The organism is Janthinobacterium rivuli, assembly GCF_009208735.1.
Classification (GTDB): domain Bacteria; phylum Pseudomonadota; class Gammaproteobacteria; order Burkholderiales; family Burkholderiaceae_D; genus Janthinobacterium.
This window is the reverse complement of sequence record NZ_WFLJ01000001.1, coordinates 223,946-250,941: the sequence shown is the minus strand read 5'-3', so window position 1 is coordinate 250,941 and position 26,996 is coordinate 223,946. Positions and strand designations below refer to the sequence as shown.

Genomic DNA, 26,996 nt, shown 5'->3' with positions numbered 1-26,996 from the left:
TTGACCGATCACAATTTATTGCCCGCAAGCCCAGAAGGCCAGCCTGCCGATCTGCAAGCCAGTCCGCCCGCCGAACCCCAGGCGGCGCCTGGCAAGCACGATGCCGACATCGAGCGCCTGTTTGGCGCCGGCGGCCCGCTCGGTCCGGCCGTGGGCAGCTACAAGCCGCGCCGCTCGCAAACGGACATGGCGAAAGCCATCGCCAGCGCCATCGACAGCCAGACGACCCTGATCGCCGAGGCGGGCACGGGCACCGGTAAAACCTTCGCCTACCTGGTGCCGGCCCTGATGTGGGGCGGCAAGACCATCGTGTCGACCGGCACGAAGAACTTGCAGGATCAATTGTTCCTGCGCGATATCCCCACCGTGCGCGCCGCGCTGCAGGCGCCCGTCTCCGTCGCCTTGCTCAAGGGCCGCTCGAACTACGTCTGCCACTATCACCTGGAACGCACCCTGCAAAACGGCCGCATGACGTCGCGCGACGACGTGGGCCATTTGCGCGAAATCTCGCGCTTCATCAAGATGACCAGTTCCGGCGACAAGGCCGAGCTGACCAAGGTGCCGGAGAACGCCATGATCTGGAATCTGGTGACGTCCACGCGCGATACCTGCATGGGCGCCGAGTGCCAGTATTACCAGGATTGCTTCGTGATGAAGGCCCGCAAGGAAGCCCAGCAGGCCGACGTGGTGGTGGTCAACCATCACCTGTTCTTTGCCGACGTGGCCCTGAAGGATACGGGCGTGGCGGAATTGCTGCCTTCGGCCAACACCATCATCTTCGATGAGGCGCACCAGCTGCCCGATACGGCCACTTTATTCTTTGGCAATACGGTGTCGACCTCGCAAATCCTGGAACTGTGCCGCGACGTGCTGGCCGAGGGCCTCGCGCATGCGCGCGGCATCGACTGGGCCAAGACCGTCACGGTGGTGGAAAAGGCGGCGCGCGACCTGCGCCTGACCTTCCCGCAGGATATCGTGCGTCTGTCCCTGCCGCAGATCGCCCCCTCGAGCGACTTTTTCCCCGCGCTCGACACCCTCAAGGATGAGCTCGATGGCATGATGGCCGTGCTGGAAACCCAGGCGGAACGGGCGGAGACGCTGGAGCAGTGCCGCGTGCGCGGCGTCGAGCTGGCGCAGCAGCTGAGCGGCTGGAAGTTCGATCCGAAGGCGAAAGTGGCGGCCGGCGAAGAAGCCGTGTTTTGGGTGGAAGCGTTTTCCAGTTCCCTGCAATTGCATAAAACACCATTGTCGATCGCGCCGATCTTCAACAACCAGCGCGAAGGCACGCCGCGCAGCTGGATTTTCACGTCCGCCACCCTGGCCGTGAAGAACGATTTCAAGCATTTTTCCGAACAGATGGGCTTGACGGGCGAACCGTCGCATACGTGGCCGAGCCCGTTCGACTATGGCCAGCAAGGCTTGCTGTTCGTGCCGCAAAATCTGCCGCAGCCGAACTCGCTGGGCTACACGGACGCCGTCATCGACTGCGCCCTGCCCATCATCGAGGCGGCGGGCGGGCGCACCTTCTTCCTGTGCACCACCTTGCGCGCCGTGAAGCGCGCGGCCGAACGCCTGGCCGACGAATTCAAGCAGCGGGGCCTGAACTTCCCCCTGTTCGTGCAGGGAGAAAAGGGGCGCACGGAATTGCTGGACCAGTTCCGCGCGGCCGGCAACGGCGTGCTGATCGGTAGCCAGAGTTTCTGGGAAGGCGTCGACGTGCGCGGCGATGCGCTGTCGCTGGTGATCATCGACAAGCTGCCGTTCGCGCCGCCGGACGACCCCGTGCTGGCCGCGCGCATCGAGGTGATGGAAAAGCAGGGCAAGAATGGTTTCATGCACCACTCGCTGCCGGAAGCCATCATCAACCTGAAGCAGGGCGCGGGCCGGCTGATCCGCGACGAGGGCGACCGCGGCGTGCTGATGATCTGCGATCCGCGCCTCATTTCCAAGCCGTACGGCAAGCGCATCTGGCAAAGCTTGCCGCCGTTCAAGCGCACGCGCGACACCGCCGAAGTGGTGGAGTTCTTCCGCAACCTGCCCGCCAGGGACGCTTAAGTCCTCGCTTGCGTCCTGCCTGCCGGCGCCGTTCGCGCGCCGGCTTATTTCCCTTTGTTATCAAACGCATGGCGTTTTTCGCGCGGCGTGGGCTGGCGCGCCCGGCATGCCAGAAAGCGGCGCGATCACGCCAGTTTCTGGCTTTTTTCCCCATGTCCAGGACGCCAGACACATCTTTGCGCCAGCGCAAACAGGCTTGTTGCCGAGCGGTCTACAGTGAGCTCATGCCTTGCAGGATCAAGGCGCGGCGATGGCAGGGCCGCACGGGGAACAGGGGGATGCCATGGAGATCCGCTACGGCTGTTTCTTGAGCTACGCGCACGGCCAATATGCGTTCATGAACAAGTTCAAGAATGACCTCATCGAGGCGCTGGCTTGCTATCTGGAACCGCACCTGGACCGCGAGGAAGTCTTGTTCATCGACAGCGAGCAACTGGGTGGCGGCGACGATATCGACCTGCGCGTGGCGCGCGCCATGTGCCAGAGCGTCTGCATGATCGTGCTGTACACGCCCAAATATGAGGCGCACGGCTATACGCGGCGCGAATTTGCCGCCATGCAGCTGATCGAGCAGGAGCGGCGCGCCTGGTATGAACTGCCCAGCCACCTGATCATTCCCATCATCATGACGCGCCATCCGGACGGCTTGCCGCCGCAAATCACGGAGTCGGGCCTGTATGTCGATTTCTCCGGTTACACCCTGGCCAGCGGCGACCTGAAATCGAATCCGCAATACCTGCCCGACATCGAACGCATCGTGCAGCGCATCGCCACGCATTACCACTTGCTCAAGCGGTCAACACCGCCCGGCCACGATTGCAGCCGTTTCGTGTTGCCCGCTATTCCACCGGAATGGCGCGCCATTCCGCCTCCCCACTTTCCACGTTAATCACGTAAAAGGTCCTGTCATGGAATGCCAACGCCTCTCCCTGCCGCCTTTGAGCGCCCCTGGCGAAGTCGTCACCTTCTATTCCTACAAGGGCGGTACCGGCCGCACCATGGCCCTGTCCAACATCGCCGTGCTGCTGGCGCGCCGCGAAAACGCCAGCGTGCCCGTGCTGATGCTGGACTGGGACATGGAAGCGCCGGGCCTGCACCATTATTTCGAACAGCACGAGGAGCGACCGGGCGTGCTCGAGTTCTTCGAGGCGTGCCGCCAGCAGCTCGAGCGCATCAGCCTGGAAACGGCGGGCGGGCGCGCCGGCGGGCAGGGCGCGGGCCGCGAGGATGCGGCGCTGGCCCAGCGCGTGCTCGACGCCATCGACTGGCAGCAGTACGTGGTGCGCGTCGACCAGGGCAGTCCGCTGTACCTGATGCGCGCCGGGCGCTTCGACGCCAGCTACAGCGAGCGCCTGGCGCAGATGCGCTGGGATCAGCTGTTCGACAGCTGCCCGGCCCTGTTCCGCTGCTTCGCCGATACCCTGGCCCAGCATTTCCGCTATGTGCTGGTCGATTCGCGCACGGGCCGCACGGACAGCGCCGGCATCTGCACCACCTTGCTGCCGAAAAAGCTGGTGGTGGTCTTCACGCCGAACCGGCAAAGCCTGGAAGGCGTCGATGCGCTCGTCACGCGGGCCGTCGAGTACCGTCGCAGCCATGAAGACGAACAGCGTCCGCTGCTCGTGTATCCCTTGCCTTCGCGCATAGAAATGGGCGATTGGGCGCAGCGCGCCGAGTGGCGCCGCGGCGATGCGCACAAGGGCATCGCCGGCTTCCAGCCCATGTTCGAGCGCCTGCTGCGCACTTCCTACGGCTTGCAGCAGATCTCTCTCGACAGCTATTTCGACGAAGTCCAGCTGCAGCAGACGAAAACCTTTGCCTATGGCGAACAACTGGCCGTGCGCATCGACCAGGGCGGCGACCGCTTTTCCCTCACGCGCACCTTCGAAGCCTTCTTGCACTGGCTGACGGGCGGTTACTTTCCATGGCAATCGAGCCGTGAGATCGCCTTGCTGGGCGCCATCGGCGAAGCGCGCCAGGCCTTGCTGGCCGAACCCGGCCGCGCCGTGGCATTGCCGCTGGCGCGCGACCTCGCCCGTTTGGGCGAGCTGTACCGCAAGGATGGGCGCAGCGCGCAGGCGCTCGAGGCCTTCCGCCAGAGCGTCGAGATCCGCGTGCGCCTGCTGGGCGAGGAGCATCCCGACAGCCTGGCATGCAAGAGCGGCATGGCGCGCCTGTTGCGCCAGCTGGGCAAGCTCGAGGAAGCCCGCTTCCTGGAAGAAGACGTGCTCGACGTGCGCGAGCGCGTGCTGGGCAGCGAACATCCCGACACCCTGGCCGCGCGGGCCTGCCTGGCGAAAACCCTGTTGCTGCAAGGCGAACTGGCGGCGGCGCTGCTGTTGCAGGATGCGGTGCTGGCGATCTACGCGCGCCAGCTGGGCGGCGAGCATCCGCTGACCCTGGAAGCGATGGATGGCCGCGCCGCCACCTTGCTGCGCATGGGCCGGCTGGCGCAGGCGCAGCAAGTGCTGGCCACGGTGGTGGCGGCGCGCGAGCGCCTGTTTGGCGCCGAGCATGGCGATACCTTGCGCAGCAAGCTGGCCCTGGCGCAGGCGCTGGGGCGCGAAGGCGACCTGGAAGGTGCGCGGCGTCTGCTCGTCGCCGTGCTGCAGGCGCAGGAGCGGCGCCTGGGCAGCGACCATGCGGCCACCCTGGCCACGCGTGATTTGCTGGCCGACATCGTGGCCGGACAGGGCGACTGGGCCGGCGCGCGCCAGTTGCATGAAGACCAGGTGGCGGCGCGCGAGCGCACGCACGGGCTCGACCATCCGGAAACCCTGATGAGCCAGCGCAAGCTGGCTGAGGCGCTGCTGCGGCGCGGCGAACTCGATGCGGCGCGCAGCGTGCAGGAGCAGGTGCTGGAAGTGCATGCGCGCCTGCTGGGCGAAGACCACCTCGATACCTTGCACAGCAAGACGCAATTGGCCGGCACCTTGCAGCAGCAGGGCGACAGCGAGGCGGCGCGCCGGCTGGAAGACGCCGTCCTCAGTGGCAGCGACCGGCTCTTGAACGCGCCCGTCACGGGGCATGCGGACAGCGTGCTGGACGGCGCGCGGCATTTGCAGGAAACCATCCTGGCCGGCCGCGCCAGCGGACAGGAAGGGGCCGAGCCAGATACCCTGGCCAGCATGATCTCGATGTTGCAAGGCATGATAGAGCGCGAACAGTATCCGCAGGCGGGCGAACTGGCCGACCATTTGAAGTCCTGCCTGCTGCGCCCGGGCGTACCGGGCAAGCTGCGCAGGCGCGGCATGGCGCAGTTGAAAAGAATGTACAAATTGCAAGGCGACTTGAACGCCTTGCTGGCCTTGCAAGAGGATGAAGTGCAGGCGCTGGAGGGGGCCTTGTCGGAGGCGCGCATCGAGCAGCGCTGACGCGGCGCGCCATGCCCGCGCAGCGGCATAAATAATGCTGACTATCGGCGTGCGCCACGCGCAGTGTTGGCATTGCTTCGGTTAAAATCTCGTTATGAGAATTCTTATCAGTAACGACGACGGCTACCTGGCGCCCGGCCTGGCGGCCCTGGCCGACGCGCTCGCACCCATTGCCGAGATCGTCGTGGTGGCACCCGACAGCAACCGTTCTGGCGCCTCCAATTCGCTGTCCCTGGACCGGCCCTTGTCCGTGCACAAGGCTGCCAACGGCTTTTATTTTGTCAACGGCACGCCCACCGACTGTGTGCACGTGGCGCTGACGGGCATGCTGATCGAGCGCCCCGACCTGGTGGTGTCCGGCATCAACAACGGCCCCAACATGGGCGACGACACCCTGTACTCGGGCACTGTGGCGGCCGCCACGGAAGGCTATCTGTTCGGCATTCCCGCCATCGCCTTTTCCCAGTCGCAGTTCGGCTGGGCCAACCTGGATGCGGCCGCCCGCGTGGCCAGGGAAATCGTCGAGCGCCAGTTTGACGCGCTGCAGAAACCTTATCTGCTGAATGTGAACATCCCCGCCATTCCTTATGAGCAATTGCAAGGCATGGTGGCCACGCGCCTGGGCAAGCGCCATTCGGCCGAGCCCGTGATCCGCGCCCTCGACCCCCGTGGCCGTGAAATCTTCTGGATCGGCCCGGCCGGCGCCGCCAAGGAAGGCGGTCCGGGCACGGACTTCCATGCCGTTGAACATGGACAAGTCTCGATCACGCCGCTGCAGATCGACCTGACCCATACCACCCAACTCGATGCACTGGCAAAAGGCCTGGCATGAGCGCTCACTATGACTGACAAGCCGCGTACCTTCCCCCTTACCCTCGATTCGCTGGCCGGCAAGCCCGCCAGACAGGGCGGGGGACAGTCGCTGGCCCAGTCGCGCATCGCCACGCCGCAGACGGCCACGCAGAATGCGGCGCAAAGCGCGGCGCGCGGCATCGCACAGCCGTATGGCGCGCACGCGGCCATCGCGCCGTCGCGCGCGCAAGCCATCGCCAATGAGCGGGCGCAGCCGCCGGTGCTGTCGCCGCTACGGCAAAATCCGCTCGTCTCGGAAGCCGTGCGCCGGGCCATGGTGGCGCGCATCGCGAAACAGGGCGTCAAGGACCAGGTGGTGCTCGACGCCATGCAAGCCGTGCCGCGCCACATGTTCATGGACGAGGCGCTGGCCTCGCAGGCGTATATCGACGCCTCGCTGCCGATCGGCCACCACCAGACCATTTCCCAGCCGTATATCGTGGCGCGCATGATCGAAGTGATGCGCAATGGCGGCAGCCTGCAGCGCGTGCTGGAGATCGGCACGGGCTGCGGTTACCAGGCAACCGTGTTGTCGCTGGTGGCGAAAGAGGTGTATTCGATCGAGCGCATCCGGCCCCTGCACGAGCTGGCGAAGGCCAATCTGCGCCCGCTGCGCGTGTCAAATCTGCGCTTGCAGTACGGAGATGGTATGCTTGGCCTGCCGCAGGCGGCGCCCTTCGACGGGATCATCCTTGCCGCAGCCGGCCTGGAAGTCCCGCAAGCCCTGCTGGAACAGCTGGCGCCCGGCGGGCGTCTGGTTGCGCCAGTGGGGGCTAAATTGCAACACTTACAACTCATTACCCGGGTGGGGAAAATGGAATGGACTAGCCAGACCCTGGAAGATTGCCATTTCGTACCTTTGCGCCCGGGCACCATATGATCCCCGGATCAGCTAGCAAGCAGGACATACACATACATGCGAATGATTAAGAAAAGTAACATACTTCTATGTAGCATCACCTTGGCCGCGTTGTTGAGCGGTTGCGGCACCACGGGCGTCCAGGCGCCCGTCGTCGAGCGCCACCCCTCGAGCAGCAGCGCCGCCGCCAGCGACCCGCGCGACCGCGACCCGGCCTATTACACGGTCAAGCGCGGCGACACGCTGTTGCGCATCGCCCTCGAGCACGGCCAGAATTACCGCGACCTGGTGGCCTGGAATGACTTGAGCAACCCGAACGACATCAAGGTCGACCAGGTGCTGCGCGTGCTGCCGCCGACTGGCGACACGGGCGGCGCGCAGACGTCGGCCATCGTCATGCCGCCGGTGACGGAAATCAAGCCGGCCGCGCCTGTCGTGCCGAAGAAAACGGGCCCGCGCGGCGAGAAGCGCGCGTATTCCGACGCCACCCTGGCCGAGTTGCGCGCCGATGGCGGCGGCGGCGACGCCAAGCCAGCGCCCGCGCCGGCAGCCGCCGTCGTCGCCGCACCGGCAGCGGCAGCGCCTGCGGCATCGGCGCCTGGCGACGAGAAGATCAGCTGGATGTGGCCTTCCGAAGGCAAGGTCATCGGCACTTTTGACGAAGGCAAGAACAAGGGCGTCGATATCGCCGGCAAGGCGGGCCAGCAGGTGGTGGCCGCCGGCGCGGGGAAAGTCATGTATGCCGGGAGCGGAATCCGCGGTTATGGTAATCTTGTTATCGTGAAGCACAGTAATAGTTTATTGTCGGCGTATGCGCATAACCGCAGCATCCTGGTGAAGGAAGGGCAGAACGTCAACAAAGGCCAGGCCATCGCCGAAATGGGCGATTCCGATGCCGACCGCGTGAAGCTGCACTTTGAAATCCGCCAGCAGGGCAAGCCTGTCGACCCTTCGAAATTCCTGCCTAACCGTTAGGTAAAGCAATGACACACGCGCCGCACGATCAGCTGGACGATGAGCCGGAACTGCCGGAAGACGGGGCAGACGAAGTCGTGACGGACGATGCCGGCGAACTCGACGGCATTGACGCCGTCGACGCGGGCGAGGGCGGCGAGGTGGCCAGCGTCAGCGTGCTGGTCGAAAGTGTCGATGAATTGAAAAAGGTGCTGGCGGCCGAGCTGTCGACCGATACCACGCAGCACTATCTGAACCAGATCGGCACGCGGCCCTTGCTGACGGCGGCGCAAGAGGTGCATTACGCCACCCTCGCCAAGCAGGGCAATTTCGAAGCCCGGCAAACCATGATCGAGCACAACCTGCGCCTGGTCGTGTCGATCGCCAAGCACTACATCAACCGCGGCGTGGTCTTGCTCGACATGATCGAGGAGGGCAACATCGGCCTGATGCGGGCCATCGACAAGTTCGAGCCCGAACGCGGTTTCCGCTTCTCCACCTACGCCACCTGGTGGATACGCCAGAGCATCGAGCGCGCCATCATGAACCAGGCGCGCACGGTGCGCCTGCCCGTGCATATGGTGCGCGAACTGAATCAGATCCTGCGCGGCAAATACCACCTGGAAGCCCAGCACCACGATGGCAAGGATGCCACCGCGGAAGACATCGCTCACCTGGTGGGCCGTCCCGTGGAAGAGGTGCAGGATATCCTGGCCCTGTCCGAGCACGCCACCTCGCTCGACGCGCCGCTCGACAACGACCCGCAGTCGTCCTTGATGGACATGCTGCCTGGCGCCAGCGAAGACGGTCCCGACGCGCGCGCCGAACACCATGAAATGACGGTGCTGGTGCGCGACTGGCTGACCAAGCTGCCCGACAAGCAGCGCGTGGTGATCATGCGCCGTTTTGGCCTCGACAACGACGACCCGGCCACCCTGGAAACCCTGGCCGAGGAAATGGGCGTGACGCGCGAACGCGTGCGCCAGATCCAACAGGAGGCCTTGATCAAGCTCAAACGGGCCATGGCCGCACGCGGCGTCGTGCGCGACTCGTTATTGTAGGACGCCCGCTCCCGGTATTTCCGGGGCCGCATCTGCTATCATACGCCCCGCTCGCGGCGCCTGACCTTTCCCCCATTCTTTCAAGTTCCAGCGCGGCCCTGCGTCCTGGCCCACTCTTACCTATTGATCGCTATGCAAGAAAATATCATCGAAATCAAATCGCTCGACATGGACGCCCGTGGCGTTGGCCATATTGAGAACGAAGACGGCTCGCCGGGCAAGGTCGTGTTTGTCGAAGGCGCGTTGCCGGGCGAGCGCGTCAGCTTTGTGACGTTCAAGAAAAAGAAGAACTGGGAAATGGCCCGCATGACGGCGCTGCACCGCGAATCGTCGATGCGCGTGACGCCCAAGTGCAAGCATTTCGACAACTGCGGCGGCTGCTCGATGCAGCACCTGGAGCCGTCGGCCCAGGTGGCGATCAAGCAACGCGTGCTGGAAGACAATCTGTGGCATATCGGCAAGGTGCGTCCGCAAAGCATCATGCGCCCCATGTATGGCCCGACCTGGGGCTACCGCTACCGCGCGCGCCTGTCGGTGCGCCACGTCAAGAAGAAAGACGCCGTGCTGGTGGGTTTCCATGAAAAGAAATCGGCGTTTGTCGCTGACATGGATAGCTGCGAAATCTTGCCGCCGCACATTTCCGCCATGCTGCTGCCGCTGCGCGGATTGATCGCATCGCTGTCGATCTTCGACCAGATGCCGCAGATCGAACTGGCCGTGGGCGAAGACGTCACCGCCATGGTCTTGCGCATCATGGCGCCGTTGACGGCGGATGATGAAACGAAATTGAAGGCCTTTGCCGACGAATACGGCGTGCAATGGTGGCTGCAGGTGAAGGGTCCGGAAACGGCCGTGCCGTTCTATCCGCTCGACAAGCAATTGCACTACCTGCTGCCCGAGTTCGGCGTCAAGATGCCGTTCAAGCCCGTCGATTTCACGCAGGTGAACCACCACATCAACCGCGTGCTGGTGTCGAAAGCCCTGCGCCTGCTGGAAGTGCAGCCGACGGACCGCGTGGCCGACCTGTTCTGCGGCCTGGGCAATTTTACCTTGCCGCTGGCCACGCAAGGCAGCGAAGTCGTGGGCATCGAAGGCAGCACCACCCTGACGGAACGGGCGCTGGAAAACGCGCTGGCCAACGGTCTGGCGGAAAAAACCTCGTTCTCGACGCGCAACCTGTTTGAAGTGACGACGGAAGACCTGATCGCGCTGGGCAAGTTCGACCGCATCCTCGTCGACCCGCCACGCGATGGCGCCATGGCCCTGTGCCAGGCGCTGGTCGGCCTGTCGCAAGTGCGTCCGGACCTGCTGCCCAAACGCATCGTGTATGTGTCGTGCAGCCCGTCGACCCTGGCGCGCGACGCCGGCATCCTGGCATTGGAAGCGGGCTATGTGCTGAGCAAGGCTGGCGTGGTGAACATGTTCCCCCATACTTCGCATGTCGAATCGATGGCGGTGTTTGATCTGATCTGAGGGCAAACCTGATAAAACGTCCATAGCTGCGTTGCCTTGCCTAGCCGTACTATTCGTACTGTCTTCGGCAAGGCGCCTTGCTCTGAACGTTTTTCAGGCGCGCCGAGGCTATTCAGGCCGTTTGCACGGATTTCACCTTTTCTCTCTGCGCTGCCCCCATACCACTTACAGCGTGTCATAAAACTGGTCTGTATTTTCCCGATCCAGCGTCTTTTTTCCTCCTCCCTCTGCCGTTTTTTTGCTTGTCCAGTAGGACAACGCGCCAGGCGCCTCTGTCGCTGCGCTTTCTGCACGAAGTGGTATTGCCCACTTTGATGCCACTTTAAAACCACTTGACCGCCTATTTTTTCAGCAGCATGCTGTTCTTGCAACTGCAAAAAACAAAATCACAGGTAGCTTTTTCATTGAAGCAGAGTGGTATTTCCGCAAACCTGAACAGGAGACAACGTGGAAAATTTAATACTCAAAAAAACGATCAGAAACATGATGGTATGCCTGGCCAGCGGTGGCGTGCTGGCGGCATGCGGTGGCGGCGGCGACGCCGGCGCGCCGGCCGGTGCGCAATTGCTGGCGGCCAGCGCGGTGGTCGCCTGCGTGCCGTGGCAAGAGGGCGGCACGTATAACGCCGGCACGGTGGTTACCTACCTGGGCGCCAACTACACGGCCCTGGTGACGCAGACCGATCATGTGGGCTCGGGTTGGAATCCCGTCGCCACGCCGAGTCTGTGGAGCGCCGGCGGCACGTGCGACGGCGGCACCACGCCAACGCCTACGCCGACCCCGACCCCGACCCCGACGCCCACGCCCACGCCGACACCGGCGCCTACGCCAAATCCGACGCCCACTCCGACACCGACGCCCACCGGCGGCACCTGCGCGCTGGCATGGGTGGCCGGCACGGCTTACAGCGCGGGCGCCACCGTCAGCTACGGCGGCACGAATTACCGCGCCAATTACTGGACGCAGGGCGACAACCCGTCGACCAGCAGCGGCGCCGCCGGCACGGGCAAGCCATGGACCAGCCTGGAAATCTGCAGCACCACGCCGACGCCAACGCCAACGCCAACGCCAACGCCGACACCAACCCCGACACCAACCCCGACACCAACCCCGACGCCAACCCCGACGGGCCGCGAAGTGGGGTCGTACTTCGCGCAGTGGGGCGTGTATGGCCGCGACTATGAAGTGGCGAACGTGCACACGAGCGGCGTGGCCGACAAGTTGACCTTCATCAACTACGCCTTCGGCAATATCTATCCGAAGAACGGCGGCTATGAATGCGCGATGATCACCAAGACGGAGCCGGGCGCGACGAATCCGAATTCGCCGGACGCGGGCACGGGCGGCGATGCCGAGGCCGATTACATCCGCACGCCGAAGCGCACCGTCGATGGCCAGGCCATCCCGTGGGACGCTCCCTTGTCGGGCAACTTCCTGCAGTTGAGAAAGCTGAAGGCGGCGCACCCGAACCTGAAATTGTTCATCTCGCTGGGCGGCTGGAGCTGGTCGAAGAACTTCTCCGTCGGTTCCGCCACCGATGCGCTGCGCAAGCAGATGGTGCGTTCCTGCATCGATATCTACATCAAGGGCAACCTGCCGGTGCAGGGCGGGCGCGGCGGCGTGGGCGCGGCGGCCAACATCTTTGACGGTATCGACATCGACTGGGAATACCCGGTCGGCGGCGGCCAGCCGTACAACACGGTCAGCCCGAACGACAAGCGCAACTTTACCTTGCTGATGGCGGAATTCCGCAGCCAGCTCGATGCGCTGGGCGCGGCCAACGGCAAGCGCTACCTGCTGACGGCGGCCGTCGGCGCCGGCAAGGACAAGATCGACAACACGGAACCGGCCCTGTACTCGCAGTACATGGACTGGATCAACCTGATGACCTACGACTTCCACGGCGGCTGGGAAAACAGCACCAACTTCAACGCCCAGCTGTTTGCCGACCCCGCCGATCCGTCGACCGGCATGGCGCGCGAATACGTGGGCGACAAGGCGGTGCAGTACATGATTGCCGCCGGCGTGCCGCGCGACAAGCTGCTGCTGGGCATACCGTTCTATGGCCGCGGCTGGACGGGCGTGGCGCCAGGGCCGAACGGCGATGGCCTGTACCAGGCGGCCACGGGCACGGCGCCAGGCACCTACGAGTCGGGCATCGAGGACTATAAAATCCTCGTCGCCAAGGCCGGCACGCGCTATTACCATCCCGTCACCAAGCAGCTGTACCTGTACACGGGCGCGGGCGGCCAGTGGTGGAGCTATGACGATCCGACCGTCATCGGCACCAAGGTGAAATACGTGAAGGACCAGGGCTTGCGCGGCGCGTTCTCGTGGGAACTCGATGGCGACGCGAATGGCGTGCTGGCGACCGAGGTGTGGAAGGTGCGGTAATGTTGATGTAGCGTAAGACGCGGCCGGATAGCCATGCTGTCCGGCCGTGTATTCATGAAAAACACAGGAGGCGGACGATGGCGGCGGTATCGACATTCGGAATCAAGCAGCAGCAGACGGAGCAGGAACTGAGCCGCGAGTGGCGCAGCTGGATCGCGGAAAACCTCATGTTGGGCAGCCATCCGTCGGCGCTGATGCCGGTGCTGCAAAAGGCCGGCATCGCCGAGGCTTTGGCGCGCCGCGAAATCGAGCTGGCGCTGCAGAGTCCCTACTTGGCAGGCGCCGTGCGTCTGTCGAACCGCCTGGCCAAGCGCGACTGGGTGATCGATATCCAGCGCAAGCTGAACCACCTGCGCCCGCCCGAGATTCCCCGCCGCGAGCGGCTCTCCGCGCAGGCATTCCTGGACGAGTACTATTCCACCAACCAGCCCGTCATCATCACGGGCATGATGGACGACTGGCCCGCCGTGAGCAAATGGAGTCCGGCGTATTTCCGCGAGCATTACGCGCAGCGCGAGGTGGAAGTGCAGTTCGGCCGCGAAGCGGATGCCCAGTATGAAATGAACAGCGTGGCGCACAAGCGCAAGATGGCCTTTGGCGAGTACGCCAGCCTGGTCGAGTGCAGCGGCGCGACCAACGATTTTTATATGACGGCGAACAACAATTCACAGAACCGCCAAGCCTTGCGCGAGCTGTGGGACGATATCGGCCAGCTGCCCGAATACCTGGAACAGAGTGGCGGTCCCACGGGCTTTTTATGGTTTGGCCCGGCCGGCACGGTGACGCCGTTTCACCACGACTTGACGAATAACTTCATGGCGCAGGTCAAGGGGCGCAAGCGGCTGCGCATCATGGCCGCCTGCGAGGTTGCGCGCGTGTATAACCAGCGCCACTGTTTTACGCCCGTCGACGGGCGCGACATCGACTTGCGGCGCTATCCGCTGATGGCCGACGTGCAGGTGCGCGAATGCGTGCTGGCGCCGGGCGAGATCCTGTTCCTGCCCGTCGGCTGCTGGCATTTCGTCGAAGCGCTCGACATATCGATGACGGTGGCGTTTACCAATTTTAAATGGGATAACGATTTCTACAGCAAGTATCCGCCGAATCACGACTTTTGATCGTGATGCGAACAGGACCCGAACGGCCGCCGAACAGGCGGCTTTTTTCATGTTACGGGGCGCTTCTTGTATAAAATATTTCCACAAAATAATTGATTAAAATCATTTTGAAGCAATTATTTTGATATGAATGGCCATGATGTTTCATTATCCAGATGGTCATGGCGGGCGGATAATTTTATGGCTGGCGCGGCGCCGGGCCGCTGATGGGGCTTGCCGGCGCGCGCCAGCACCGACAACCATCTGGAGGCGGCAGGGCATGAACACGCAGCAAATGACACAAACGCAATTACAGCAAGTTCCCGTACTCAAGCTCGACACGCGGCTGACCCGCGAAGCGGCCGAGCTGCTGGCCAGGGCCGACATCCATCTGAATGGCCGCGCCGCCTGGGACATGCAGCTGCGCAAACCGGGCGTACCGGAACGCGCCTTCGCCAGCGGCAACCTGGGCCTGGGCGAAGCGTACATGGATGGCGACTGGGATGCGCAGCAGCTCGACGAATTCTTTTGTCACCTGCTGCGCGCCAGGGTGGCCGACGACGTGCGGCCCATGCGCCTGGCCTTCCACACGTTGTATGCGCGCCTGTTCAACCTGCAGACGGAGCGCCGCGCCTGGATGGTGGGCAAGGAGCACTACGACCTGGGCAATGCCTTCTATGCGGCCATGCTCGATCCGCGCATGACCTATACGTGCGGCTACTGGAAGGATGCCAGCAACCTGGCCGAGGCGCAGGAAGCCAAGCTCGATCTGATCTGCCGCAAGCTGCGCCTGGAGCCGGGCATGCGCGTGCTCGACATCGGCTGCGGGTGGGGCAGTTTCATGCGCTATGCGGCGGAAAAATACCAGGTCAAGTGCGTGGGCGTGACGATCTCGCAAGAGCAGACCGCCTATGCGCGCGCCATGCCGGGTGGCGAGCACCTGGACTTCCGCCTGCAGGATTACCGCGACACCGATGAAAAATTCGACCGCATCGTCAGCATCGGCATGTTCGAACACGTGGGCCACAAGAACCACCGCACCTTCATGGAGGTGGCGCACCGCTGCCTGGAAGACGACGGCCTGTTCCTGCTGCACACGATCGGCAAAAACAAGCGCCACTCCACGTGCGATCCGTGGATCGACAAATACATCTTCCCGAATGGCGACCTGCCGTCGCTCGGGCAGATCGGCGACGCCATGGACGATCTGTTTGTCGCCGAGGACTTGCACAACTTCGGCGCCGACTACGACAAGACACTGATGGCCTGGCACGCGAATTTCGAGGAGGCCTGGCCACGCTTTTCCGCCCAGCTGGGCGAGCGCTTCCACCGCATGTGGTCGTATTACCTGCTGTCCTGCGCGGGCGCCTTCCGCGCGCGCGACTTGCAGCTGTGGCAATGGGTCTTGTCAAAGCAGGGCGTATTGGGCGGCTATGAGCGTGTGAGCTGATATGATGGATTGATGGATATCAATCAAGCGCGTACCTTTTTGGAAGTGGCTTCCTGCGGCAGCTTCATCATGGCGGCCGAACGCATGCACGTGACGCAGACGGCCGTCAGCGCCCGCATCCGCACTCTGGAGCAGCAACTGGGGCGCCAGCTGTTCGTGCGCAACAAGGCGGGCGCGCGCCTGACGCCGGCCGGCGAGCGCTTCATGCGCCACGCGGCCACCATGGTGCAAGTGTGGGAAAGGGCGCGCCATCAGGTGGCCCTGCCGCCGGGGCGCGACGATGCCGTCAGCATCGGCTGCGAACTGAGCCTGTGGCAGCCGCTGCTCGGCGACTGGCTGATACGCATGAGCCGCGACTGCCCCAAGATCGCCTTGCGGGCCGAGGTCGACAGTCCCGCGCGCCTGCTCGACGCCGTGCACGACGGCTCGCTCGACCTGGCCGTGCTGTACAACCCGCCGCAGCGCCCGGGACTGGCCAGCGAATTGCTGGCCGAGGAAAAGCTTGTGATGGTGACCACGCGTGCCGATGGGCAGATGGATGTCGATACGTATGTGTATGTGGACTGGGGCCCCAGCTTCGCGGCCAACCACCAGGCGGCGTACCCGGAGCTGAGCAGCCCGCCCATCTCGATCTCGCTGGGGCCGCTGGCCCTCGTCTACCTGCTGGACGTGGGCGGCGCCAGTTACTTTCGCATCGGCAGCGCGCAATCGTATCTCGATGCGGGCTTGCTGCACCGCGTGCGCGACGCGCCCGAATTCTCGCATTCCGCCTACGCCGTCTACGCGGCCCAGCGCGACAACCCGACCCTGGACCGCGCCCGCGCCTGCCTGCTCGAGGTGGCGGAGAAGGGCAAATAGGTGCGACGGACGTAAAAAAGCCGACCCGAGGGTCGGCTTTTTGCTGTTTCAAACGCAGTGCTTAGTCGCGGCTGCCGCCTGCAAATCCTAACAACGACAACAGGCTGGTGAAGATGTTGTACACGTCCAGGTAGATGCGCAGGGTGGCCGAGATGTAGTTGGTCTCGCCGCCGTTGATGATTTGCTGCACGTCATACAGGATGTAGGCCGAGAAGATGGCGATGGCGACCATGGAGATCACGATCGACAGTGCCGACAGGCCCAGGAAGATGTTCGCCACCGATGCCAGGATCAGCACGATCACGCCGGCGAACAGCCATTTGCCCATCGCCGAGAAGTCGCGCTTCGACACCGTGGCAATCGTCGCCATGACGGCCAGGATGGTGGCCGTGCCGCCGAACGCCGTCATGATCAGCATGCCGCCGTTCGAGTAGCCGAGCGTGCGCGTCAGGATAGGCGTGAGCATCAGGCCCATGAAGAAGGTAAAGCCCAGCAGGACGGCGACGCCGAGGCCCGAGTTCTTGGTTTTTTCAATCGCGTACATGAAGCCGAATGCGACGGCCATGAAGATGATGAAGCCCATGCCGCCGGTCAGCATCGGCAAATGCATTTGCACGCCGATGAAGGCGCCCAGCACGGTCGGGATCATGGACAGTGCCAGCAGCCAGTAAGTGTTGCGCAAGACCTGATGGCGGACTTGCTGCATGCCCCCCGACAGGTCAAAGGTGCGTTGCATGTTCTGATTCATAGTGCCTCCGTGTTGTCAATTCAAATTACTGCTTTGCCCAAGGATAGCATGAGGGCCGGAATTTGCCAAAAAAGCAGCTTAAGATTTCATTAAACTCAAGCGGCAGGGAAGGATGCCCCCTGCCTGTCTGGGTGATATGGGGTGGAGTATGGTAAAATCAAAGGTTGATTGAGTTATCAATTTATCGTTTTAAACCTTTCTTTTTATTGGAGTTTTCACACATGGCAATCGAACGCACCCTGTCGATCATCAAACCAGACGCAGTTGCAAAAAACGTAATCGGTCAAATCTACACCCGTTTTGAAAACGCTGGCTTGAAAATCATCGCTGCGCGCATGACCCAACTGACCCGCGAACAAGCTGAAGGCTTCTACGCAGCGCACAAAGAGCGCGGCTTCTTCAAGGATCTGGTTGACTTCATGGTTTCCGGTCCAGTCATGATCCAAGCCCTGGAAGGCGAAAACGCCGTTCTGGCCCACCGTGACCTGATGGGCGCGACCGATCCGAAGAAAGCAGAAAAAGGCACGATCCGCGCCGATTTCGCCGATTCGATCGACGCCAACGCCGTACACGGTTCCGACGCTGTCGAAGCTGCTAAAGTGGAAATCGCTTACTTCTTCCCAGAACTGAAGGCTTAATTGCCTTAGATAACGTTATTTCCTGGCGTTATCTGTGAAATAACTTATCACCCCCTGTTCCCGCTGCGCTGTGGAGTTTTCGCTCCGGATGCGCGCGGGGACGGATTTTTAGAATAGACATGATCATGAATACGACGACCCTCACCAACTTGCTGGACCTCGATCCCGCGCAACTCATCGCCTACTGCGCCGAGTTGGGAGAGAAACCGTTTCGTGCGAAACAATTGCAACGTTGGATACATCAGTTCGGCGCTTCCGATTTCGACGCCATGACGGACCTGGCCAAGTCGCTGCGCGACAAGCTGGCCACGCGTGCCGAAGTGCGCGCCCCGGCCATCATCAGTGACCACACGTCGACGGACGGCACGCGCAAGTGGCTGGTCGACGTGGGCAATGGCAATGCCGTGGAAACCGTGTTCATCCCGGAAGAAAACCGCGGCACCCTGTGCATCTCGACCCAGGCCGGCTGCGCCGTGAACTGCCGTTTCTGCTCGACGGGCAAGCAAGGCTTCAACCGCAACCTCAGCGTTGGCGAAATCATCGGCCAGCTGTGGATGGCGGAATTCGAATTGCGCCGCACCAAGGGCATCGAACCGGGCCCGAAAGGCGAGCGCCAGATCACCAACGTGGTGATGATGGGCATGGGCGAGCCCCTGTTGAACTTTGAGCCGACCGTCACGGCCCTGAAATTGATGCTCGACGATAACGCCTACGGCCTGTCGCGCCGTCGCGTGACCCTCTCGACGTCGGGCGTGGTGCCGATGATGGACAAGCTGTCGCAGGAAGTGCCGGTGGCCCTGGCCGTCTCGCTGCACGCCTCGAACGACGCCTTGCGCGACGGTTTGATTCCACTGAACAAGAAATACCCGCTGAAGGAATTGATGGCGGCCTGCAAGCGCTACCTGGAATTCGCGCCGCGCGATTTCATCACGTTTGAATATTGCATGCTCGACGGCGTCAACGACAGCGACGAGCACGCGCGCGAGCTGCTGGCGCTGGTGCAAGACCGCGAGTTCGGCGTGAACTGCAAGTTCAACCTGATTCCGTTCAACCCCTTCCCCGAGTCGGGCCTGTTCCGCTCGAAAAACCCGCGCATCAAGGCCTTTGCCCAGGTGCTGATGGATGGCGGCATCATCACCACCGTGCGCAAGACGCGCGGCGACGATATCGATGCGGCTTGCGGCCAGCTGGCCGGCGAAGTCAAGGATCGCACCCGGGTGCAGGAGCGCATGGAAAAGATGACCGAGTATCAACAGAAATTTGGCGCCAATTTCGGCAAGATCGTGGAGATCCGCTCCTGATGCGGGGAAGCATGGCTTATCCTGGCGCACTGGCCGTGGCTGTTGTCAGCCTGGGCGTGCTGCTGGCCGGCTGTGCTTCCACCGCGGACAAGGAGCAGGCTGCCTCTGTCGAGCAGCGCGCCGCCTTGCGCTTGCAGCTGGCCAGCGCCTATTATATGCAAGACCAGTTTGCGGTGGCTTTGGCCGAAGCGGAGCAGGCGGTGCAGCTGGTGCCGGACAACGCCCAGGTACGCGGCATGCGCGCCCTGATTTTTGCTGCCCTGCGCCAACCTGTGGCTGCTGAAAAAGATTTTCTTTACGCATTGCGCCTGGCGCCCCACAATCCCGAGTTGAGCAATAATTATGGCCTGTTTCTGTGCCAGACCGGGCGCGCGGCGCAGTCGTTGGCATATTTTGATGCCGCAGTGCAAGATGCCGCGTATGGCACGCCTGAACTTGCGCTGCATAATGCGGCGTCGTGCAGCCTGCTCATGAAAGATTACCCGCGCGCCGCCGGCTATTGGCTCAAGGCGGAGCGCATCGCACCTGGCGCGGCAATCACCTATGCCGGCCTGGTGCGCGTGTATTACCAACAGCAAGACTACCGGCAAGCGGCTGATTATTGGCAGCGGCTCGGTAAGACAGCAACAATGGAGAGCCAGACGGCCGATGTGCTGTGGCTCGGGATCAAGGTGCAGCATAAGCTCGGGGATGCGGGTGCGGAAGCTGGCCTGGGGGCGCTTTTGCGCAACCACCATGCCGCCTCCCCCGAATATGCTGCTTATCAAAATGGGGCGTTTGATGAGTGAGACAGGGATACCAATGAATTCAGAGTGGGCAGAAACGCCTCAGCAGCAGCCCCAGGGCAATCTTGCGTTGGCAGGCGCACAGTTGAAGGCGCAGCGCGAAGCGCTGGGCTGGCCGGTGGAGCAGGTGGCCGACCAGCTCAAGCTGGCGCCACGCCAGGTGATCGCGCTGGAAGAGGGCGACATGGCGGCCTTGCCGAACGTGGCCGTGGTGCGCGGTTTCGTGCGCGCCTACGCCAAGGTGGTGCGTCTCGACGCGGCGCCGCTGGTGGCCATGATCGAAGTGCATCCGGCGCCGGCGCAAGACCCGGCCGCGCCCGTGCGGCGTGAAATTTCCGCCACGTTCTCGGAATCGCGCTTCCCGTCGATGACGCAGCGCTCGTCGAACCAGACGCCCCTGTGGATCGCCGGCGCCGTGGCCGTCGTCGTGGCGGCCGCCTTTGGCGCGTACAAGCTGGGCTATGTGCCGGCCAGCCTGCTGTCCTCGCACGCGGAGAAAGAAACCGCGCATGCGGAAGTGGGCCCCGTGGAAACGACCCTGATCAAGCCGGGCCAGGACTTGACGCCCGTGCAGACGCCGTCCGTGCCGCTGATTTCCGTCCCGCCGCCGCCAGGCAACGATACGCAGACGGGCGCACCCGCCGCCAACGCCGCGTCGGCGCCGGCCGCCGCCGTGCCGCCGACAGCGACGCCAGCAGTAACGCCAGCGGCCACGGCCGCCGCCGCGCCGGCTGCCGCTGCCGTGGGCGCGAATGCGCTGGTGCTGAAGGTGGAGCAGGATTCCTGGGTGGAAATCCGCCGCCCAGGCGCTTCGCCGCTGATCTCGCGCATGGTCAAGGCGGGCAGCACGGAAACGTTCGATATCACGGGACCGGCCACCCTGGTGGTGGGCAAGCCCGGTGTCGTGCAGGCAACCTTGCGCGGCGCCAAGCTGGATCTGCCGACCGTTGCCGGCGGCACGATTTCCCGTGTCAGCATCAAATAATCGCAGTCATCGTTCAAGCAAACTCAGAAGATAATATTTATGGCTACCTCGAAAACAGCGATCGGTTCCGGTCCCTCCGGCCGGCGCGACAGCCGCAAGGTGCTGATCGCGCACGGCCAGCGCCAGATCTGGGTGGGCGGCGACGCCCCCGTGGTGGTGCAGTCGATGACGAACACGGATACGGCCGACGCCATCGGCACGGCGATCCAGATCAAGGAACTGGCGCGTGCCGGTTCGGAACTGGTGCGCCTGACGGTGGACCGTCCGGAAGCGGCCGCGGCCGTGCCCTACATCCGCGAGCAGCTCGACAAGATGGACATCGACGTGCCGCTGGTGGGCGATTTCCATTACAACGGCCATACCCTGCTCAACGATTACCCCGATTGCGCGCGCGCGCTGTCGAAGTACCGCATCAATCCCGGCAACGTGGGCAAGGGCGCCAAGCGCGACACGCAATTCGCGCAAATGATCGAAGCGGCTTGCCGCTACGACAAGCCGGTGCGCATCGGCGTGAACTGGGGCAGCCTGGACCAGGCCTTGCTGGCGCGCATCATGGATGAAAACGCGGGCCGCGCCGAACCGTGGCCGGCGCAAGCCGTTATGTATGAAGCGCTGGTGACGTCGGCGATTGAAAACGCCGTGCGCGCCGAGGAACTGGGCCTGGCGCGCGACAAGATCATCCTGTCGTGCAAGGTCTCGGGCGTGCAGGACTTGATCGCCGTGTACCGCGAACTGGCGCAGCGCTGCGACTATCCGCTGCACCTGGGCCTGACGGAAGCGGGCATGGGCAGCAAGGGCATCGTGGCGTCTACCGCCGCCCTGGCCGTGCTGCTGCAAGAGGGCATCGGCGACACCATCCGCATCTCGCTCACGCCCGAACCGGGCGGCGACCGCACGCGCGAAGTCATCGTTGGTCAGGAAATCCTGCAAACCATGGGCTTGCGCAAGTTCGCGCCCATGGTCATCGCCTGCCCCGGTTGCGGGCGCACGACGTCGACGACCTTCCAGGAGCTGGCCGACAACATCCAGACGTATCTGCGCGAGCAGATGCCGGAGTGGAAAAAATCGTATCCGGGCGTGGAAGCGATGAACGTGGCCGTCATGGGCTGCATCGTCAACGGCCCTGGCGAATCGAAGCATGCGAACATCGGCATCAGCCTGCCCGGCACGGGCGAGTCGCCGGCCGCGCCCGTGTTTGTCGACGGCGAAAAAGTCGTCACCCTGCGCGGCGAACGCATCGTCGAGGAATTCCAGGACATCGTCTTGAATTATGTAAAGAGTCACTACGGAAAAACGGTTGCCGTCTGAGCCTGATCCGATAAAAAAGTAAAGAAGAACACTATGTCCGAAAATAAAAAGCTCGACAAGATTACCGCAGTCAAAGGCATGAACGATATCCTGCCGGCCGACGCCCCGCTGTGGGAATTGTTTGAAAACACGGCGCAATCCGTGCTGCAAAGCTATGGCTTCCAGCAGATCCGCACGCCGATCGTGGAAGAAACGAAATTGTTCGCGCGCGCCATCGGCGCCGTGACGGATATCGTGGAAAAGGAAATGTATTCGTTCACCGATTCGATGAACGGCGACAACCTGACCCTGCGTCCTGAAGGCACGGCCGGCGTGGTGCGCGCTGTGGTCGAGCACAACCTCGTCTACGAAGGCCCGAAACGCCTGTGGTACAAGGGCCAGATGTTCCGCCATGAGCGCCCACAGAAGGGCCGCTACCGCCAGTTCCACCAGTTCGGCGTGGAAGCCATCGGTTTCACGGGCCCGGATATCGACGCCGAGATCATCATGCTGTCGCGCCGCCTGTGGGATGACCTGGGCCTGGAAGGCATCCGCCTGGAATTGAACTCGATCGGCGACGCGGCCGAGCGCCTGCGCCACCGCGCCGACCTGATCGCCTACCTGGAAGGTCACAGCGAGCTGCTCGACGAAGAAGCCAAGCGCCGCCTGCACAGCAATCCGCTGCGCATCCTCGACACCAAGAACCCTGCCATGCAGGACCTGGTCAATGGCGCGCCGAAGCTGCTGGACTACCTGGGCGAGGAATCGCTGGCCCACTTCCACGGCGTGCAGAAGATCTTGAACCACAACAATATTCCGTTCACCATCAATCCACGCCTGGTGCGCGGCCTCGATTACTACAACCGCACGGTGTTCGAGTGGGTCAGCGACAAGCTGGGCGCGCAAGGCACGGTGTGCGCCGGCGGCCGCTATGACGGCATGGTGGAAATGTTCGGCGGCAAATCGACGCCAGCCGTCGGTTTCGGCATGGGCGTCGAGCGCCTGGTACTGCTGATGAAGGACGCGGCCGAGCCGGAACAACCGGCCCAGTGCGACGTCTACCTGGTGCACCAGGGCGAGCAGGCGGGCTTGCAAGCGTTCGTGCTGGCCGAGCGGATTCGCGATGCGGGCCTGGACGTTGTGCTACATTGCGCGGCGAGCAACGGTGGCGGCAGCTTCAAGACGCAAATGAAAAAGGCCGATGCCAGCGGCGCGGCGTTTGCCGTGATCATGGGCGACGATGAAATCGCCAACAATGTGGCCACGGTGAAAGCCATGCGCGAAGCCGATGCGGGCGCGCAGCAGAACACGGTGCCGTTCGACGATGTCGTCGATTACGTGGTGGACCAGATCATCGGCGACCACGATTGCGGCCATGACCACGGTCCTGGCGGCCACGTGCATCACCACCACTGATTTGCAGCAAGACCGTTGTACCCTCGATCAACTACTCATTCAAACTGACGACCCATGGCATACGATCACGAAGAACAAGAACAACTGGCAACCCTCAAGGCCTGGTGGCAGCGCAATGGCAATCTGACCTCCTGGGTCCTGATCGTGGCGCTGGCAGGCTATAGCGGCTGGGCCGGCTGGCAGTACTACCAGCGCACGCAGGCCGCGCAGGCGGGCCAACTGTACGACGAACTGCAAAACGCCATCGCCGCCAAGGACACCGCCAAGGTGATGCGCGCGGCCGGCGACATGCAATCGCGTTTCAGCGGCACGGCGTATGCGCAGATGAGCGCCCTGGCCGCGGCCAAGGTGGCGTTCGACGCGAACGACCTGAAAACGGCCAAGACCCAGCTGCAATGGGTGGCCGAGCATGGCACGGAAGAGTACAAGGCCATCGCCAAGCTGCGCCTGGCCGGTGTCTTGCTGGACGAAAAAGCCTACGATGAAGCGTTGAAAGTGCTGGCGACGGCTTCCGTGGCGCAATTTGCCGGCGCCGTGGCCGACCGCAAGGGCGACATCCTGGTGGCGCAAAACAAGCTGGCCGATGCGCGCACGGCCTACCTGGCCGCGATAGCCGCGACGGACAAGAACAATCCAGGCCGTCAACTGATCCAGGTCAAACTGGAAGCGATCGGCGGTACGGTGCCGGAAGACAAGGCCAAGGCTGACAAGGCCGCCGCCTGACAGGAACACTGACGGTGTGGCCGCGCGGCGTTGTGCGCCGCCTGCCTTGCCCTTACAAGTACAAGAAAAAGGTTGGATAACACTTATGCGTGTCACTGAAAAGCTGGTAGCTGCAAGTCTGTTGGCCCTGATGGCCGGTTGCTCGTCCTGGAACCCGTTCGCCTCGAAAGACCCGAAAGTCGAACCGGCCAAGCTGGTCGAGTTAAAATCGAGCATCGCCGTGCGCGACGCCTGGAAGTATTCGATCGGCAAGGCCGGCGTGTACGCGTTTACGCCCGCGCTGGCCGGCAACAGCCTGTACGTGGTCAGCGCCGACGGCGCGCTGGCGCGCCTGGACGCGGCCAGCGGCCGTGAAACGTGGCGCATCAAGGCCGGCAGCGACATCACCTCCGGCGCCGGCAGCGATGGCGCGCTGGTGGCCGTGGGCGCCGCCAAGGGCGCCGTGCTGGCGTTCGATGCGGACGGCAAGCAGCTGTGGAAGGCGCAGGCGTCCAGCGAAGTATTGACGGCGCCCGTCGTAGGGCAGGGCGTCGTGGTGGTGCGCAGCGTGGACAACCGCATCGTCGGCTTCGATGCCAAGACGGGCGAGCGCAAGTGGACGGTGCAGCGCGCCACGCCGGCATTGACCTTGCGCAATGCGCCGGGCATGGTGCTGGGCGGCGCGAACATCTACGTGGCCCAGCCGGGCGGCAAGCTGCTGGCACTGACGGCGGCAACCGGTGTGGTACGCTGGGAGATCGTCGTCAGCGAACCGCGCGGCGCCACCGAACTGGAGCGCGTCTCCGACATCGCCGGTACGCCGGTGGTGTTCGAAGGCGAAGTGTGCGCCGTCACGTACCAGGGCAAGGCGGGCTGCTTCGACGCCGCCACGGGCGTGCCGCGCTGGACCAAGCCGATCTCGTCCGATGTGGGCGTGGCCGTCGACCAGCGTTTCGTGTTTGTTGCCGATGACAAGGGCGCCGTGGTGGCGTTCAGCCGCGATGGCGGCCAGAGCGCCTGGAAGAATGAGGCGCTGGCACGCCGCCGCCTGTCGACGCCGGCCTCCTACGGCCGCAGCGTCGCCGTCGGCGACTATCAAGGTTATATCCACTTCCTGTCACGGGAAGATGGCGCATTAATAGGTCGTGTCAGCACCGACGGTAGCCCGATTGTTTCGGCTCCCGTCGTTGCCGGTTCGAATTTGATTTTTCAAACCCAATCAGGGACAGTGACCGCTCTCGCGGTCGAGTAATACAATGAAGCCGGTAATTGCACTAGTAGGTCGACCCAATGTTGGGAAATCGACTTTATTCAATCGTCTGACCCGCTCGCGCGATGCGCTGGTGGCGGATTTGCCTGGGTTGACGCGCGATCGTCACTATGGCGAAGGCCGTGTCGGCGAACGTCCCTTCCTGGTCATCGATACGGGTGGTTTCGAACCCGTCGCCAAGGAAGGCATCATGCACCAGATGGCACTGCAGACCAAGCAGGCCGTGGCCGAGGCCGACGTGGTGGTGTTCATCGTGGACGGCCGTCAAGGCCTGACCCCGCATGACAAGACCATCGTCGACTTCCTGCGCAAGAGCGGCCGCCCGGTCTTGCTGGTGGTCAACAAAAGCGAAGGCATGCGCTACACGGCCGTCGTGTCCGAATTCTATGAATTGGGCATGGGCGATCCGTATGCGATCTCGTCGGCGCACGGCGACGGCGTCAACGACCTCGTCGAAGTGATGCTGGACCTGGCGTTCGCGCAGCGTCCGGATGAGCCTGAAGAGCTGGAAAAGACCGACCGCGGCATCAAGATCGCCCTCGTCGGCCGTCCGAACGTGGGCAAGTCGACCTTGATCAACACCCTGCTGGGCGAAGAGCGCGTGATCGCCTTCGACATGCCGGGCACGACGCGCGACTCGATCGAGATCCCGTTCGAGCGCGATGGCCAGCAATACACGCTGATCGACACGGCCGGTATCCGCCGCCGCGGCAAGGTGTTCGAGGCGATCGAGAAATTCTCGGTGGTGAAAACCCTGCAGTCGATTTCCGAAGCCAACGTGGTGGTGCTGATGCTCGACGCGCAGCAGGATATTTCCGAGCAGGATGCGCACATCGCCGGCTTCATCCTGGAATCGGGCCGCGCGCTGGTCGTGGCCGTGAATAAATGGGATGGCTTGCAATCGCATCAGCGCGACGAGATCAAGATCGATATCGACCGCAAGCTCGATTTCCTGTCGTTCGCGCAGATGCATTTCATTTCGGCGCTGAAGGGCACCAACATCGGTCCACTGATGAAGTCGCTCAATGCCGCCTATGCGGCCGCCATGTGCGACCTGTCGACGCCGAAGCTGACGCGCGCCCTGATCGAGGCCGTGGAGAAGCAGGAGCCGCGCCGCAAGGGTTCGATCCGTCCGAAGCTGCGCTATGCGCACCAGGGCGGCATGAACCCGCCTGTGATCGTAATTCACGGCAATGCGCTCGACGCCGTCGGCGATCCCTACAAGCGCTATCTGGAAAAACATTTCCGCGATACGTTTGCCCTGGTCGGCACGCCGCTGCGCATCGAACTGCGCACGGGTAAAAACCCGTTTGCACGCACGCCAAGCAAGTAAAATTAAGTGCATATTAAGGCGCCGCGGAGATAATGCGGCGCCGACAGCCAATTCAATGGCTTTTGCACGGAAATAATAAAGTGTTAATGCGCCATGCGCGACAG

At 63.1% G+C, this 26,996-nt stretch carries 22 protein-coding genes; 21 read left to right on the top strand and 1 reads right to left on the bottom strand.

The features are described 5' to 3' along the window. The 12 genes from GCN78_RS01205 to GCN78_RS01150 all read left to right on the top strand — a co-directional run bounded on the left by GCN78_RS01205 (position 1) and on the right by GCN78_RS01150 (position 16,427). Positions 1–2,055 (top strand): ATP-dependent DNA helicase, encoded by a 2,055-nt coding sequence (locus GCN78_RS01205; protein ID WP_413465170.1) that lies wholly within the window; start codon positions 1–3, stop codon positions 2,053–2,055. A 283-nt stretch (positions 2,056–2,338) separates the two neighbouring features. Next, on the top strand, positions 2,339–2,944 hold the full coding sequence (locus tag GCN78_RS01200; RefSeq protein WP_102121582.1) for a toll/interleukin-1 receptor domain-containing protein: 606 nt from the start codon (positions 2,339–2,341) through the stop codon (positions 2,942–2,944). A 19-nt stretch (positions 2,945–2,963) separates the two neighbouring features. Continuing rightward, positions 2,964–5,429, top strand: coding sequence for a tetratricopeptide repeat protein (locus tag GCN78_RS01195; RefSeq protein WP_152250033.1), 2,466 nt, complete (start codon positions 2,964–2,966; stop codon positions 5,427–5,429). 94 nt (positions 5,430–5,523) lie between these two features. Then, entirely contained in the window at positions 5,524–6,261 is a 738-nt protein-coding gene (gene surE / locus GCN78_RS01190) for a 5'/3'-nucleotidase SurE (protein WP_131688190.1), read from the top strand. Between the two features lie 9 nt (positions 6,262–6,270). Next, a complete protein-coding gene (locus GCN78_RS01185) occupies positions 6,271–7,161 on the top strand; it encodes a protein-L-isoaspartate(D-aspartate) O-methyltransferase (RefSeq protein WP_152250031.1) in 891 nt (296 codons plus the stop codon). 42 nt (positions 7,162–7,203) lie between these two features. Further along, complete coding sequence (locus GCN78_RS01180) at positions 7,204–8,115, top strand: peptidoglycan DD-metalloendopeptidase family protein (protein WP_152250271.1); 912 nt, start codon at positions 7,204–7,206, stop codon at positions 8,113–8,115. A gap of 8 nt (positions 8,116–8,123) precedes the next feature. Then, positions 8,124–9,155: an RNA polymerase sigma factor RpoS gene (gene rpoS / locus GCN78_RS01175; RefSeq protein WP_152250028.1), complete on the top strand. Its 1,032-nt coding sequence runs from the start codon at positions 8,124–8,126 to the stop codon at positions 9,153–9,155. 132 nt (positions 9,156–9,287) lie between these two features. Beyond that, positions 9,288–10,628: a 23S rRNA (uracil(1939)-C(5))-methyltransferase RlmD gene (gene rlmD / locus GCN78_RS01170; protein ID WP_152250026.1), complete on the top strand. Its 1,341-nt coding sequence runs from the start codon at positions 9,288–9,290 to the stop codon at positions 10,626–10,628. Between the two features lie 483 nt (positions 10,629–11,111). Beyond that, on the top strand, positions 11,112–13,022 hold the full coding sequence (locus GCN78_RS01165; RefSeq protein ID WP_264372659.1) for a glycosyl hydrolase family 18 protein: 1,911 nt from the start codon (positions 11,112–11,114) through the stop codon (positions 13,020–13,022). A gap of 77 nt (positions 13,023–13,099) precedes the next feature. After that, positions 13,100–14,140, top strand: coding sequence for a cupin-like domain-containing protein (locus tag GCN78_RS01160; protein WP_152250024.1), 1,041 nt, complete (start codon positions 13,100–13,102; stop codon positions 14,138–14,140). Positions 14,141–14,399: 259 nt separating this feature from the next. Then, positions 14,400–15,569, top strand: a complete 1,170-nt coding sequence (cfa, locus tag GCN78_RS01155) for a cyclopropane fatty acyl phospholipid synthase (protein WP_226939403.1) — start codon at positions 14,400–14,402, stop codon at positions 15,567–15,569. A 12-nt stretch (positions 15,570–15,581) separates the two neighbouring features. Next, positions 15,582–16,427 carry a LysR family transcriptional regulator gene (locus GCN78_RS01150; RefSeq protein WP_152250022.1) on the top strand — a complete coding sequence of 282 codons (846 nt, stop codon included), beginning with the start codon at positions 15,582–15,584 and terminating at the stop codon, positions 16,425–16,427. A 61-nt stretch (positions 16,428–16,488) separates the two neighbouring features. Here the strand turns inward: GCN78_RS01150 and GCN78_RS01145 are convergent, their stop codons facing one another. After that, complete coding sequence (locus GCN78_RS01145) at positions 16,489–17,175, bottom strand: Bax inhibitor-1/YccA family protein (RefSeq protein ID WP_034752039.1); 687 nt, start codon at positions 17,173–17,175, stop codon at positions 16,489–16,491. Between the two features lie 221 nt (positions 17,176–17,396). On the opposite strand from GCN78_RS01145, the gene ndk reads away from it, so the two are divergent. The 9 genes from ndk to der all read left to right on the top strand — a co-directional run bounded on the left by ndk (position 17,397) and on the right by der (position 26,892). Continuing rightward, positions 17,397–17,813: a nucleoside-diphosphate kinase gene (ndk, locus tag GCN78_RS01140; protein ID WP_092795197.1), complete on the top strand. Its 417-nt coding sequence runs from the start codon at positions 17,397–17,399 to the stop codon at positions 17,811–17,813. Positions 17,814–17,938: 125 nt separating this feature from the next. Then, complete coding sequence (rlmN, locus tag GCN78_RS01135) at positions 17,939–19,114, top strand: dual-specificity RNA methyltransferase RlmN (protein ID WP_034752035.1); 1,176 nt, start codon at positions 17,939–17,941, stop codon at positions 19,112–19,114. An 11-nt stretch (positions 19,115–19,125) separates the two neighbouring features. Further along, a complete protein-coding gene (gene pilW, locus GCN78_RS01130) occupies positions 19,126–19,902 on the top strand; it encodes a type IV pilus biogenesis/stability protein PilW (protein ID WP_226939402.1) in 777 nt (258 codons plus the stop codon). A 67-nt stretch (positions 19,903–19,969) separates the two neighbouring features. Continuing rightward, positions 19,970–20,884 carry a helix-turn-helix domain-containing protein gene (locus tag GCN78_RS01125; protein WP_319633123.1) on the top strand — a complete coding sequence of 305 codons (915 nt, stop codon included), beginning with the start codon at positions 19,970–19,972 and terminating at the stop codon, positions 20,882–20,884. Between the two features lie 39 nt (positions 20,885–20,923). Next, a complete protein-coding gene (gene ispG, locus GCN78_RS01120) occupies positions 20,924–22,192 on the top strand; it encodes a flavodoxin-dependent (E)-4-hydroxy-3-methylbut-2-enyl-diphosphate synthase (RefSeq protein WP_152250016.1) in 1,269 nt (422 codons plus the stop codon). Between the two features lie 33 nt (positions 22,193–22,225). Next, the gene (gene hisS / locus GCN78_RS01115) at positions 22,226–23,587 is read left to right on the top strand and encodes a histidine--tRNA ligase (protein WP_099378206.1); all 1,362 of its coding nucleotides are present in this window, start codon (positions 22,226–22,228) and stop codon (positions 23,585–23,587) included. A 54-nt stretch (positions 23,588–23,641) separates the two neighbouring features. After that, positions 23,642–24,310: a YfgM family protein gene (locus tag GCN78_RS01110; RefSeq protein ID WP_092710303.1), complete on the top strand. Its 669-nt coding sequence runs from the start codon at positions 23,642–23,644 to the stop codon at positions 24,308–24,310. A gap of 85 nt (positions 24,311–24,395) precedes the next feature. Further along, entirely contained in the window at positions 24,396–25,541 is a 1,146-nt protein-coding gene (gene bamB, locus GCN78_RS01105; RefSeq protein ID WP_152250014.1) for an outer membrane protein assembly factor BamB, read from the top strand. A 4-nt stretch (positions 25,542–25,545) separates the two neighbouring features. Further along, the gene (der, locus tag GCN78_RS01100; protein ID WP_070221915.1) at positions 25,546–26,892 is read left to right on the top strand and encodes a ribosome biogenesis GTPase Der; all 1,347 of its coding nucleotides are present in this window, start codon (positions 25,546–25,548) and stop codon (positions 26,890–26,892) included. Positions 26,893–26,996: the final 104 nt, after the last annotated feature.

Coding starts and splice junctions, on each gene's coding strand:
- GCN78_RS01160 (WP_152250024.1), top strand. CDS start 13,100: ATGGCGGCGGTATCGACATTCGGAATCAAGCAGCAGCAGACGGAGCAG.
- ispG (WP_152250016.1), top strand. CDS start 20,924: ATGGCTACCTCGAAAACAGCGATCGGTTCCGGTCCCTCCGGCCGGCGC.
- GCN78_RS01110 (WP_092710303.1), top strand. CDS start 23,642: ATGGCATACGATCACGAAGAACAAGAACAACTGGCAACCCTCAAGGCC.
- GCN78_RS01195 (WP_152250033.1), top strand. CDS start 2,964: ATGGAATGCCAACGCCTCTCCCTGCCGCCTTTGAGCGCCCCTGGCGAA.
- surE (WP_131688190.1), top strand. CDS start 5,524: ATGAGAATTCTTATCAGTAACGACGACGGCTACCTGGCGCCCGGCCTG.
- der (WP_070221915.1), top strand. CDS start 25,546: ATGAAGCCGGTAATTGCACTAGTAGGTCGACCCAATGTTGGGAAATCG.
- rlmD (WP_152250026.1), top strand. CDS start 9,288: ATGCAAGAAAATATCATCGAAATCAAATCGCTCGACATGGACGCCCGT.
- ndk (WP_092795197.1), top strand. CDS start 17,397: ATGGCAATCGAACGCACCCTGTCGATCATCAAACCAGACGCAGTTGCA.
- GCN78_RS01165 (WP_264372659.1), top strand. CDS start 11,112: ATGATGGTATGCCTGGCCAGCGGTGGCGTGCTGGCGGCATGCGGTGGC.
- bamB (WP_152250014.1), top strand. CDS start 24,396: ATGCGTGTCACTGAAAAGCTGGTAGCTGCAAGTCTGTTGGCCCTGATG.
- GCN78_RS01185 (WP_152250031.1), top strand. CDS start 6,271: ATGACTGACAAGCCGCGTACCTTCCCCCTTACCCTCGATTCGCTGGCC.
- cfa (WP_226939403.1), top strand. CDS start 14,400: ATGAACACGCAGCAAATGACACAAACGCAATTACAGCAAGTTCCCGTA.
- GCN78_RS01145 (WP_034752039.1), bottom strand. CDS start 17,175: ATGAATCAGAACATGCAACGCACCTTTGACCTGTCGGGGGGCATGCAG.
- hisS (WP_099378206.1), top strand. CDS start 22,226: ATGTCCGAAAATAAAAAGCTCGACAAGATTACCGCAGTCAAAGGCATG.
- rpoS (WP_152250028.1), top strand. CDS start 8,124: ATGACACACGCGCCGCACGATCAGCTGGACGATGAGCCGGAACTGCCG.
- rlmN (WP_034752035.1), top strand. CDS start 17,939: ATGAATACGACGACCCTCACCAACTTGCTGGACCTCGATCCCGCGCAA.
- GCN78_RS01180 (WP_152250271.1), top strand. CDS start 7,204: ATGATTAAGAAAAGTAACATACTTCTATGTAGCATCACCTTGGCCGCG.
- pilW (WP_226939402.1), top strand. CDS start 19,126: ATGGCTTATCCTGGCGCACTGGCCGTGGCTGTTGTCAGCCTGGGCGTG.
- GCN78_RS01150 (WP_152250022.1), top strand. CDS start 15,582: ATGGATATCAATCAAGCGCGTACCTTTTTGGAAGTGGCTTCCTGCGGC.
- GCN78_RS01200 (WP_102121582.1), top strand. CDS start 2,339: ATGGAGATCCGCTACGGCTGTTTCTTGAGCTACGCGCACGGCCAATAT.